At 42.6% G+C, this 11,998-nt stretch carries 11 protein-coding genes; 6 read left to right on the top strand and 5 right to left on the bottom strand.

What is annotated here, in order from left to right; translation table 11 throughout:
* A partial coding sequence (locus U9S71_RS19995) for a hypothetical protein (RefSeq protein WP_326329611.1) occupies positions 1-348 on the top strand: 348 nt, incomplete at its 5' end.
* A gap of 122 nt (positions 349-470) precedes the next feature.
* On the opposite strand, the gene U9S71_RS19990 is transcribed toward U9S71_RS19995, so the two are convergent.
* Positions 471-1,640 carry a PDDEXK nuclease domain-containing protein gene (locus U9S71_RS19990; RefSeq protein ID WP_326329610.1) on the bottom strand — a complete coding sequence of 390 codons (1,170 nt, stop codon included), beginning with the start codon at positions 1,638-1,640 and terminating at the stop codon, positions 471-473.
* Between the two features lie 344 nt (positions 1,641-1,984).
* Between U9S71_RS19990 and U9S71_RS19985 the strand changes: the two genes are divergently transcribed.
* A complete protein-coding gene (locus U9S71_RS19985; protein ID WP_326329609.1) occupies positions 1,985-2,422 on the top strand; it encodes a hypothetical protein in 438 nt (145 codons plus the stop codon).
* A gap of 15 nt (positions 2,423-2,437) precedes the next feature.
* On the opposite strand, the gene U9S71_RS19980 is transcribed toward U9S71_RS19985, so the two are convergent.
* Positions 2,438-2,830 carry a (deoxy)nucleoside triphosphate pyrophosphohydrolase gene (locus U9S71_RS19980; protein ID WP_326329608.1) on the bottom strand — a complete coding sequence of 131 codons (393 nt, stop codon included), beginning with the start codon at positions 2,828-2,830 and terminating at the stop codon, positions 2,438-2,440.
* 395 nt (positions 2,831-3,225) lie between these two features.
* Positions 3,226-3,504 carry a hypothetical protein gene (locus tag U9S71_RS19975; protein ID WP_326329607.1) on the bottom strand — a complete coding sequence of 93 codons (279 nt, stop codon included), beginning with the start codon at positions 3,502-3,504 and terminating at the stop codon, positions 3,226-3,228.
* A 47-nt stretch (positions 3,505-3,551) separates the two neighbouring features.
* Between U9S71_RS19975 and U9S71_RS19970 the strand changes: the two genes are divergently transcribed.
* The 4 genes from U9S71_RS19970 to U9S71_RS19955 all read left to right on the top strand — a co-directional run bounded on the left by U9S71_RS19970 (position 3,552) and on the right by U9S71_RS19955 (position 8,645).
* Positions 3,552-4,001 (top strand): very short patch repair endonuclease, encoded by a 450-nt coding sequence (locus U9S71_RS19970; RefSeq protein ID WP_326329606.1) that lies wholly within the window; start codon positions 3,552-3,554, stop codon positions 3,999-4,001.
* A 294-nt stretch (positions 4,002-4,295) separates the two neighbouring features.
* Positions 4,296-5,609, top strand: a complete 1,314-nt coding sequence (locus U9S71_RS19965) for a DNA cytosine methyltransferase (protein WP_326329605.1) — start codon at positions 4,296-4,298, stop codon at positions 5,607-5,609.
* Positions 5,606-7,306, top strand: coding sequence for an AAA family ATPase (locus tag U9S71_RS19960; RefSeq protein WP_326329604.1), 1,701 nt, complete (start codon positions 5,606-5,608; stop codon positions 7,304-7,306). Before U9S71_RS19965 ends, U9S71_RS19960 begins: the two co-directional genes overlap by 4 nt.
* Positions 7,287-8,645: an LlaJI family restriction endonuclease gene (locus tag U9S71_RS19955; protein ID WP_326329602.1), complete on the top strand. Its 1,359-nt coding sequence runs from the start codon at positions 7,287-7,289 to the stop codon at positions 8,643-8,645. The genes U9S71_RS19960 and U9S71_RS19955 overlap by 20 nt, the downstream gene beginning before the upstream one ends.
* Positions 8,646-8,981: 336 nt before the next feature.
* On the opposite strand, the gene U9S71_RS19950 is transcribed toward U9S71_RS19955, so the two are convergent.
* Together U9S71_RS19950 and U9S71_RS19945 are read right to left on the bottom strand one after the other, a co-directional pair.
* Positions 8,982-9,968 carry a hypothetical protein gene (locus U9S71_RS19950; RefSeq protein WP_326329601.1) on the bottom strand — a complete coding sequence of 329 codons (987 nt, stop codon included), beginning with the start codon at positions 9,966-9,968 and terminating at the stop codon, positions 8,982-8,984.
* 10 nt (positions 9,969-9,978) lie between these two features.
* Positions 9,979-11,997, bottom strand: coding sequence for an ORC-CDC6 family AAA ATPase (locus tag U9S71_RS19945; RefSeq protein WP_326329600.1), 2,019 nt, complete (start codon positions 11,995-11,997; stop codon positions 9,979-9,981).
* Between the last annotated feature and the right edge of the window lies 1 nt (position 11,998).

Raw genomic sequence — 11,998 nt, 5'->3', positions numbered from 1 at the left:
GACGAAGCGCGTCAACTGGAAAAGGAGGGGCAGCATGCGGACGCCCTGAAAATATACCGTGCATTGACACGCCGTAAGCACCTGAATACCGAAGCATATAACCGGATGATGATTATCCTCCGCAAGCAAAAGAAATACAAGGCCGAGCTGGAGGTCATCCAGCGAGCCATTGCCGCTATAGAGAAATCTATTGACGCTAACCAGCAGGCCATCAACGATCGGAACCCCGAATCGGCTGCCTTGAGCCGCCAACTTGCCGAATCTCTGGGTTTGTTGGACGAAGACGGTCGCCCGGTCTACGAAGAGCCGCAATTGCAGAACTGGTTACTCATTTTACTCGCGCCTTAAACCTCTCTTCGCTCTTCTTCACTCAATGCGTTTAAAAGTTTTTCCAAATCGATATTATTCGTGTCAGGAGCTTGATGTTCCATTTTGGAATATCAAGCTATTGGCGGCGAAACCGGTTTTTTTCACTCCTCTTCTACGCCATATACAATACCCTGCTCCCGCAGCACATTTTTCTCCCGCTCGATTGCCGCAATCAGTTCCTTCTTCGAAGGGAGTTCAAGCAAGTATTTGCTTACGAATAGCTGTTGGTCACTGTCGGCAATAGCGTATTCCACTAATGCCTTGTTTTGGTTAGTGACCAACAATATACCTACCGGCGGATTGTCATCCGCCTGCATCACCTCCTTTTTGTAATAATTCACATAGGTTTTCAACTGGCCGATATGCTCATGCTTGGCCTCATCGACCTTGAGTTCAACCAGCACATGGCATTTCAATACACGATGATAGAAGACCAGGTCGATGAAAAACCACTCATCGCCGATGAGGATTCGTTTTTGTTTGGCCTCGAAGCAGAAGCCATGGCCCATTTCGAGCAGGAAATTCTCCAAGTGCTCCAACAATGCTTTTTCAAGGTCGTTTTCGTAAACCACATCTTTTGCGCTTAACCCAAGAAACTCGAAAGTAAATGGAGACTTGATAATATCCTCAGGAGCTAGGCGTTCGGCTTTTTGCTTAACAACTTTAGACAGTTGCTCTGGTTTTTTACTTATTCCGCTTCTTTCATAGTATAATGTATTTATCTGTCGTCTCAGCTCTCGCACATTCCACCCGCCTTTTATCGTTTCCATTTCGAAGAATGTCCTTTTATGGATGTCCGTGATGGTCATTAATTCCGAGAAATGGGAGTATGACAAATTAGCCAATAATTTTTCTGGCTGAATCAAGGCCTTTTTGAATTCGTCAGACACTGTCTGATGAATTGTATCATTTTTAAAATCAGTATTTTCCAATTGGTCAGACACTGTCTGACCAATTGTGTGAACTTGAAGGCCAAGATGAGCTAGCATGGCCTTTATTGCCGAAAGCAAGTGGGGATATGCAATATAAAATTGTCTGCATAGCTTTAGATTCGTTTTCGAAAGCCCTTTAATTTTAATGGACGCCGCCAGTTCGGAAAGTAATCGCTCACCATACTTCGCTCGATCTTGCCCGTCCTGTTCAAACTCAACAATATTTAAACCAATCAGCCAATTGCGTACGGTAAGCGATTTGTTCACCGCTTTGATCGCCGCACGCTGTAACCCGTCGTGCGTGTCTTGTATACTCGTTACTAGTTTGTCGAATTTCATCCGAACACTTGTGTTATCATTTGATGTCGCAATTTGCGGCTTCAAGTTTCCTTATTAGTATCAGCTTTCTCAGTATCCGCTTTCCAGCCATCCAGTACGCTTCCACCATAGAGGTGTTAATTGCCTAGTAGGCTTTCCTGCGACCATCCTCAATAATAGCAATGACATCCGCAATATTAGTTTCCATAGCATATAATTGTCTGCTAACAAATATAGTAAAACTTTCAGTTATTCAATGCAATGGTTAAATAAAGGTTTCTGATTTGCCCAATCGGGGTTTTCCGCTTTTGATTCGACTTTCCCTAAATCGATCGATTACCTTTGTCACCAAAACACCGCCAATTATGCCCACGTTCCATACCGTACCCCTAGTCAAATCCATTGATGAATATGTTCCGGGGCAAACCTTCGAACAGCTTGTCGTCAGTAGGCTTCAGCCTTTTTTTGGCCGTTCCATCCACGAGCTCTGCACAGCATTTTTGGTGAGCGATAAAGTAGACCAGCCCGGCATTTACCGAAAACTCACGAAAGCCATTTTGGGCATACCGTTGAATAAGAAGATCGAAGAATTCGAGAAGGGCGATGTGCACATACGCATGGTATACACGCACGAACCACAGTATCCCACGTGCCGAAAGCGCTATCTGCTATGGCATGTCGATCATCGGCAAACCGAGCCATATCTCCATAAAGTCGAATTTTGGACCCCCGCAGTGCATGACTGTAACCTTATTGGCCCACCGCCATCTTCGCCGAGGCCGTCCAAAGGTAACTCGGAATAGGCTCGCGGAGTATCCCTAATTCCATATAGCTAAGGTTTTTAGTTGTTCAACAATCGGCACATCGGCGGGCGCCCAGTCGTATCGATCTAAGACATCTACGGCTACCCACTTAGCGTCTACATGCTCTTCGAGTAGTAACTCCCCGCCTACCACATGCGCGATAAAAGGCACCAACCGAATCCGGAAAGTCGGGTAGTCGTGTTCCACCGGTCCGAGCCGTTTTACTACCTCGATATCCAAGTGCAGCTCTTCGCTGATCTCGCGCACAACGGTTGCCGCATCGTCTTCGCCCGGTTCCACTTTGCCACCCGGAAACTCCCATTTCAACGGTAAGTTCATCGTGCTGCTGCGCTGGCAAATTAATATTTTGCTTTCACGGATGACGATTGCACAAGTAACGATGAGCATGGCGATAGTGAAGTTTGGCCAAAGGTATGTTTTTCAGTTTTATACCACAGCAAGCCAGAGCATCAAAGATTGGTGATATAGATTGCGGTTGCGCCTGGTTCTCAAAACAGTTTACCGCCCTTCAGATACCATTATTCAAGTATCATCAAATAACGAGCGCACAATCCTTATCTATATGACAGAATATTTATGTTGCTTTCTCTGTCCTCAATCACATAACAATCAGGAAGCAATCTATTCAATACTAACAACTTACTCGATAAGCTCGCGATTGAATCACATAGCCATCACATAAACGCATAGTATCGCCCACTCTTAATACTAGCTAACAATAGCTCCATCATCAAATAACGGTCAAATAAGAATTAGCATTCTTTCCCCGATTATACCGGTTTTCAGTATATCCGTTTACCGTCCATCTTCCCGTCCCAATCGTCACGCTCAGACATGATCTGGCGAAACATGATTTCCTCCCCTTCGGCTTTCGTCATCACGTTGCCGAATTCCGCCACCGAATCCCCATCGCGGTATACGCCGTTCCTGTCGTTCCAGCATAACCATTCGATTAGTTCCTCGCGAGTCATGGCGCGGACAGTTGCCAACAGTTCGTTTTCGGGCAGGTCCATCACGGTATAACGAACATCTTGTCGTTTTTCAGCGTTGGTCAATATCATATCAGTAATTATTTAAGTGAATTTAGCTTTTCCGTATCTTTACACCTATGCCCCATCTCACCACCACCCCCCAGCGCTCTTATATCATGAGCCGCATCCGGGCCAAAAACACCAAGCCAGAGCTGCTGCTGCGCAAGGCACTCTGGGCAAAGGGCATCCGCTACCGTATCCATGCCAAAGACCTGCCCGGCCGGCCGGATATCGTTATCCGCAAATACCGATTGGCCATCTTCGTGGATGGCGAGTTCTGGCACGGCCACCAGTGGGAAAAGACCAAGGGCCGCATCAAGAGCAACCGCCATTTCTGGATACCCAAAATCGAGCGCAATATTCAACGGGATAAAGAAAACAGCGCGGCGCTCGTTGCCAAGGGGTACACCGTATTCCGTTTCTGGGGCGAAGATGTGCGGAAGAACCTTCACAAATGCATCAACCAAGTGCAACTGTACATCGAAACGGCCGGGGCGGGGCGGGTGCCCTATCCGGCCGAGTACTGATTTCAGCCGCCTGGCCGTTCTACGTCGTAATGGATCTCCGCGTTTCAATTGATTTCCCATGATTATAAGTTTATGTCCCACAATGCTAATTTACTAAATTATTTAGATAAATTGTAGGCAAATTGTTGTTTTTTTAGCATCTTTGTCGAGTCTTTATTAATCAGGAAAATTTTGGCTCGGTCATTTTCGAATGATCGTCTTTCTCTAGCTGAAGAGTTTTTAGTATACTTGCCTAAAGTTTGTAACTATCATATGTTACATTAGGCCATATTTGCACTTTTAAAAATTTTTGTAATGAATCTGGTCGAAAGTATCAGTCAAGAAGACATCAACGGGATCTCCTATAAGGTTAGAATGGTTGAATCGGCGAAAGATGGGCAAGCAGCACTCAGCCATTTTTTCCATAACCATCGGAATGGTGTGTCAAAAAAATTCAAGAAAGAAGCTGTTTCTCTAGTGAAGCAAGTTTTGGAATACAAGTATCCAGACACACCGATAGATAACGTGTTTGCGGAATCCGCCTTACAGTATTTGCTTTTCAATTCCGTTAAGAATGAGTCCATCTTTCCCGGCCCAGATAAGCCCGCCTTTACGTTTATAGACTTGTTTGCCGGGATAGGGGGATTCCGGATGGCAGCTCAGGATCTCGGAGGGAAATGTGTTTTCACGAGTGAATGGGACGAGCATGCACAGAAAACATATCGAAGGAATTTCGGGGAACTTCCGTTTGGTGATATCACAAAAGATAGCACAAAGAGTTTTATACCGGATAAATTTGATCTACTATGTGCTGGATTTCCTTGTCAACCATTTAGTTATGCAGGCCTGAATAAAGGCTTCAAGGACTTGACGAGGGGCACATTGTTTTTTGATGTCCTGCAGATATTGGAGAAACATCGACCTAAGATGTTCTTATTGGAAAATGTGAAAGGACTGAAATCTCACGACGGTGGAAGGACGTTGTCTGTCATTGAAGATTCGCTCCAAAGCATCGGTTACAAGATTAAATGGACCATACTAAACAGTTATCACTTTGGTTTGCCTCAATACCGTGAACGATGGTATTGTGTCGGTTTTTTGGGCGACGTTGAATTTACATTTCCGGAAGGAAATTCAGCGAAACCTAAACTTAGCGCAATTATAGATGAGCATGCTAATGATGATCCTAGATTAAAACTCAGTAAATTTGAGATCGAGAGGATTCAAGATCATTTTACATCTGGAGAAGAGAGGGTTCAACACGATAATTCGAAATACGCGGCCAACACAAAAAAGGGCAGACATGGTGTTTTTTCCTACCAAAAGCCTGACGGCTCATTGAGGTTTCATATTGGAGATAAGGCAAAGACTCAAATCCAAGAAGCATTTTACGCTTGTGAAAACACTTACGCACCGACAATAATCGCCAATCGGGTACCCAAGCTGTGGGACTTACAGCGTAAGCTTTCTGTTCTGGAGAGCTTAAGGCTTCAGGGCTTTCCTGATAGATTTGAATTTCCAGTTTCAGACAATCAAGCATATAAACAATTAGGGAACTCTGTAGCAATACCGGTGCTTTTAGCAATTATTCGAAATATGTTAGGCGCGGTCAAATCTTATAAAGCATGAAATTTATTTCCCAAGATTCCGTGAGAAAAGCTTGGACTAATATAACTCAAGCACAAAAGACAACGAAAGCCCCGTTGAATAAGTTCTTAGGGTTACTTGTAGCACTCAGTGTATTGGATATCAAGAGAAAAGAGAAGATAAAAACAAGCTATTCTTATCAATTGAGGAACGGTGAATTGTCATCTGAGCTGCAGCGGATTTTTTATTTTGGAGATGATAACAAGGACTTTCAATCTACAGAATTAACTTTTGTTACCTTTTCGAACGACTGGATATCAAATGTTTTTGATGCCTTCCTAAAAGGCTCCCCGCTTTCTATAAAAGACGTTGTGGCGATTCTCTACCAAGAAGTCCCTTTTCCTGACGATGTCTCTACACAATCTGCAGTGCAACGTTTTATGGAAGAATTCCATTTTGACGTTAATAACGTCTCCTTCTTTCATTCGGATGATACTGAGATAATGTTTTCAGATACCCGAATAAACAGGAAAGCACTTTTTGGTGAACTTGTTAAGTTATTTGCTCCAGAAGATTCTTCCGAGAGAACACTTTCAATGGAAGGAACCTTGATTAAAGCAAATGCCGGGGAGTTGACTAGGGCTCCATTTGCACAGACCCTATATTCGGGCCAGGAGTCTCAGAAATGCTTGCTTTTTACGAACTTTAATATCAGCCGGTTCTATAATATTATTCCCGAATTGCCGCTAAAAGAAGAGGAGGTCGAACGAAGTCTCGTATACCGCAACCTCCTCCTCTACGGTGCACCCGGTACCGGGAAAAGCTATATTCTAGAAGAGCGCTCCAAATCTTTTGGTGCTCGTAAGAAGCGCGTCACATTTTATCCCGACTATTCCTACTCAAAGTTTGTGGGTAGTTATAAGCCGAGCACCTATTATAAATATACTGGGGCTGCCTATTCGCCTTCCAAAACTCACGAGCAAGCTGGTTATCCGGTGGTAAACGAGCCCGTCATTGACTATACGTTTGTGCCGGGTCCATTTTTACAAGCACTGGTGGAGGCTTATAAATCTCCGGAACCATATGTGTTGGTGATTGAAGAGATAAACCGTGCGAATGCGGCAGCAGTGTTCGGTGAGGTATTTCAATTGCTTGATAGGGAAAATGGCAAAAGTGTTTATCGGGTTATGCTTTCCGATGAGGCCATGCAATATGTTCGTAGCGAGCTCGGTGAGCGAAATGACCTTATTGATAACGGGATTTATATTCCAAATAATCTATACCTATGGGCCACAATGAATAGCGCAGACCAAGGTGTGTTTCACATGGATGCAGCGTTCAAGCGTCGGTGGTATTTCGAATATCTTCCACTCAATCAGGGAGAGGCCATAATGGCACACCATACAATCACGTTTTGTGGGGTAACCTATCGCTGGAACGATTTCCGGCGAGAGATAAATAATTTTCTGACACTTAATAAAGTTCTGGAAGATAGGCTGTTGGGTCCTTTTTTCATGTCGGCTGATGAACTAGCTAACGAAGATTCAGTTAAGAATAAATTACTCGTTTATTTGCGTGACGACGTGTTACGTCATAATCCGCGCGTCCTTTTTAAGTACGGAACATTCAATGAGATCATCGAACATTACAAAGAAGGCGATGTTTTCCAAAGCGCTCTGTCCGACCGGCTCGCTGAGATTGCGCTTCTAGATGTCGAGTATGCTGAAGAAACAAATTGATAATATTACATTCCTTTTCGAACAAGAGGTCTCTTATCCAGTTGAGGAGATAGAAGACTTGTTGGGTGCCCTTTATGAGGAGTTCCTTATCCAAAGGTTCATTTCAATTAAACAATCGGTTGCTCGCTTTAGCTATGTAGGTATAGCGTCTAATCATGATCGTGTTATATGCATATTGCCAAAGCATCTACATCGGCAGCTCAGGGAAGACGCTGAATACGTTACCCAAGCACGTTTGCTTATAAATATTTTAAAGACATATGAAAGGCGGATTCATACCTCCATCGATAGTGTGGATTTTTTCAGCAGTTCAAAGACCTCAGATAACACAAATGAAATTGCTATAGCGGATTTCCTGCTCAAAGATTTTGTTCAGTATGGCATTTGGGTTATGGATCAGCATACGGTAACATCTGGAGGGAAAGGTGAAGTTTTATGGGATCACACGATTGAGCGTACCGAGCCTCTTATAAACAAAGCACCAATATATTATGACACCCACCATTTACATTCCGAAGTTGTTGCCGACTCACTGGTTAGCCAAATACACCGTTGGGCGGTAGCTTATAGTATGCACCGGTACGGCCTATTACTTGATTTCGATTTGTCGTTGCCGCCCGAATTTAATCTATGGGTAACAGATTTTGGTGCTAATGAGTTTTTATTGGCAACTTTGGAAGGACAGCTTCGGGTCACTTATGCCGATAGAGAATTACGACTGTTACGTGCATTAATGGAACTTATCCAAATTACCAATGATTATACAAACGACGAGTTCAGCATATATGGCCATAACAGCTTTGAGCATGTTTGGGAGGATGCGATTGGCTTTTGCTTCGGGAATGAATATAAACATTACGAACAATACCTGTCCAAACCGATCTGGGAGAATGATCGGCTGAAGGCTGAGAGACATACCCTAAGACCTGATGTGCTCCGGTGGTTGCCACATCCGATTAAGCCTATATTATTAATCATTGATGCCAAGTATTACCTTATCAAATTTGACGAAGAGGAAGGATTGACAAATAATCCGGGGGTAGGCGACATTGTAAAGCAGTACTTTTACGAGTTTATACTGTATAGAACGGGCATTAGGGCGCCCTGGGCAGACATGGAAGCTGCATGTTTAAATGTATTGGTTTTTCCCATGCTTACACAATCCGAAGACCTATTTCATTATAACGGTACAGTGTGCCTCCCCAGTCGGGTAACAGATAGACCAATCATTAATATGGCAATCAACCCCGCGCTACTGTTCACTCGCTATTGTGAATACCGTCAGTTCAAGTTGGTGGAACTCGAAGAGTTTATTGAAAGAGCTTTTGCACTCTCATAGGTTATCTATTTATCCCACAGGTTCGATATCTTAAAATTAAGCTATCATAACCTTTCTTATGGAAAGCTTTCCATAAGAAAGGTGAAAGTATGAGAAAAAAGAAGTAAAATTGTCAGGTCATTGGGAAACACTCAACCCATGGCCTATCGGAGGGGGTCAACATGCCCGTTACGGGGGGCAGCATCGACGTTTTATCCATTAAAGAGGAATCTCCGACAATTATGCATCTATATAGCCTTTGTTCTTGTCTGCAGTTGCAATAGACTGGCAATAGTAATAGGTAATGGTTGTTGAGGTAGTGTAATGAACTATCTTCTGGATCATGAACGGTTTGTATTATAGTGTGTAGAGCTTCTTTCCAGAATTAACAATCCAATAACCATACGTCTCTTTTACGCCAGTTGAGTAGTCCGTCGCATAATAACTTGGTTGTGTGTAATACGCGGGTACTCCTGTTTCAATCGCATAAAGCGCCATAGCCAGCGAAATGGGTTTGGGCCCATAGGGAGCTAATATGGATTTTTTCTTTCCATTATTTGTAATTTGACACAGAGTATCAAAAGCATCGGCAGCATTCAAGGCATGCACCCTTTGCATCTCATTTAACGCTAATCGCGGATAGGAAGTAACAATTCTTCTTACAAATTCCCAGTTCCGTTGATAATTAGGAGGGCCCGGAGGATGGGGGAACAGCAATTTTACTTCTGCTTCACTATACGTTCCGGTGAGTAAACTTGTAAGCCCCAAAGGAACAAAACCTACTGAAATAATTGCCAAATCAGGCTTCGATTCTCTAAAATCAGTGGACATAAATGTCGGTATATGACTCCACTCTGCGGGGTCCCAAGATAGTTCATCGGATGAATACTTGGAGGGTTTGGTATAGGTGACAATTAAATTTTCCAACTTCTCGCTTTTCAGCAATCTTTTCAAGATAGGAAAGAAAAAACGTTTTGGAAGACACGAAACATCCAAAACAATATTCCCATTCGAATCCTCAAGAAATTGTTGCAAGGGTGTCAGAAATGTGTCAATAGGCTCTAATAAATGAATGTCTATGGTTTGCTGTTTGGTAACTCCATGTCCCTGCAATACCGCTGAATTGGATCGCAGCTTTTTCATCTGCGAACTTTTTACTTTAGATTCATGAGGTAGGATATTAAAAAAAAGATGATTTGTGATTTGGCTACCTGGAAGTTTTGATAAGAGGCCATGGCATCTATCTTCAAACGAAATACTTCCTATAACATTCCAGTCAAGGCCATCACTTTTAGATAGCAGCCACGACAATTCCCCCCAAGGTCTAAGTTTCTGTCCAAGCATTATCTAAAAATTAAAAATTCAAAGATATTTGACCATCGTCGCTACCGCCCGTTTTCTTGCTTCGTTTAGCTTTGGTACTGAGTAACCCGTTCTCTTCTTCCAAACAACTTCTTCTCCATTTTTTTACTGTATTGACAGATGTATAAATTGGCTCTTTGGTGTGTACAGATGGAAGCTTGAAACGGGGAGATAAAATAGGATTTAAATACCATTTAATCCTTTCTCTTTTATCCTTTAGTTTAGAAGTATGGGGTGCGTCATACAGGTCTCCATAATCGGTAGCTTCATTTAAAAATTTTCTAAGTTCAGCGTCCTTTTCCAGTTCTTCAATATCAAGGGAGAAGCCATAGTGTCCGGGGTTTGACATGGCTAGGTCCTCTACTAAAGTTTTATAAAAAAGGGATCCAAGAAAGTTGATGAAAGTCTTCCTATCTCTACCTCCTTTTTCTAAAGAAATATTTTCATACCAGGCATTGCTAGTTTCTATTACCCCAACGGACTGGATTTCACTATCGAACTGGGGCAGACTGTCCGTCTGTTCTATGTTGTAAGTATCCCGTATCCAAACGTCCCAAATACTTCTACATAATTGAAGAAAAGCTAAAATATTACTCCCGCAGAGGGATAAAATATCTTCCTTCCCGAACCACATCAATTGTTGATTGTTCCTAGAAGCAATCTGAATAAGAGCTTGCTCCGATCGTTCTTTCTTCCACCATTGCTTTTCCCATGGATAAGGTTTGGAAAGGGGGATATTGTACATCACGGATTGCTTCTGTTTTCCTTTTTGTCGCACCCACGCTTCGGCCAATCTTGCGTTAAAGGGGTCTTCTTCAGCCAAGTTATTTAGGAACTCATTCCACGGAGCGGGCCAATCTTTTTCAACCTTAATAGCTTTTTTCTTGTCAGATTTAATATAAAGTCTTGCCTTCGCCGATGGTTTACCACTTCTTCCGAATGCTAGAGCCAAGACTCCTTTTTTTTGTGAATCACTGTATTTTAATCCAGACAGATTTATTCTTCTCTGCAGTATGTCTTCAGCAAAATCTGGGAATACCCAAGTTCGACGATTTTCTTTCCTTTTCAGTAAAGAGTCAATAGAGATGTCAATGTAATTTCTTCCTTTTTCAAGTCTCGCTGATGTGCCGAAAATATTTCCCCTTACATCCCAAGCGAAATGCCTTGTTCCCAGTCTATAAGAGACAGAAGTATCCCGCATGGCGAGAAGTTTATGTACCATTTGCTGGTACACTTTCTCCGGATGATTAGGAATATCCTCTAACCAAGCAAGTTCTTCATATTGATCTATTCTCACGAATATTTCTGTTTTATCTGAAATTACGTTGCTTTCTCTTAACGTCTTGGCTAAAACAGTCATTGGGAAACCGATGACTGTTTTAGTGGATTTTATTTCTTCCGGAATCGCATCACTATTGTAATTTAAGAAGTTTCTATAGAATCGTATCCTTTGATCTAATCTGGCTTTTAACTCGCGATAAGATTTGATTTCCGATAAATATCCATTCCAACAAGGATCGGATGATAATGCTTCTGAGAAAACGTGTAAATTCTTTTCATTCACGTCTATGCCAATTTGTTCAGCTAGAGCCGTTTCCTCACCCAATTCCTCAATTGATTCCAGTATGTCCAGTACTATCCAATAGTTGAGGTAGTCAGCGAAATAGTAAGGCGACTCTTCAAATCCTTTCGCCTTATCTACGGGTCTTTGGCCAAAATCACTAACACCGCTTCTCCTTAAATTTATTCCAGCACCAATAAACTTATTCAAATTTTCTGGAACTGGAAAATCAATGTTATTTCTTGCGTAAGCCTTCCTAATTGATGGTTTGAGCAAACTAAGAAGCATACTCTTCCCGGTACCGGGCAACCCTTTCAAAATGACGTGTCCCGGTTCAAAAAGGGCTAAAGTTTTGTCAACCAAATACGGGCTGAATAACCTAACAAAACTCTCTGACCCGATGGATTCAGTTAGATATATTTCATGAAAGGGATTTCTTCTGTTTTCCATG

It is taken from the genome of Parapedobacter flavus (assembly GCF_035818675.1).
Classification (GTDB): domain Bacteria; phylum Bacteroidota; class Bacteroidia; order Sphingobacteriales; family Sphingobacteriaceae; genus Parapedobacter; species Parapedobacter flavus.
Note: the sequence above shows the minus strand (reverse complement) of the source record. Positions and strands in the feature narration are given on the sequence as shown.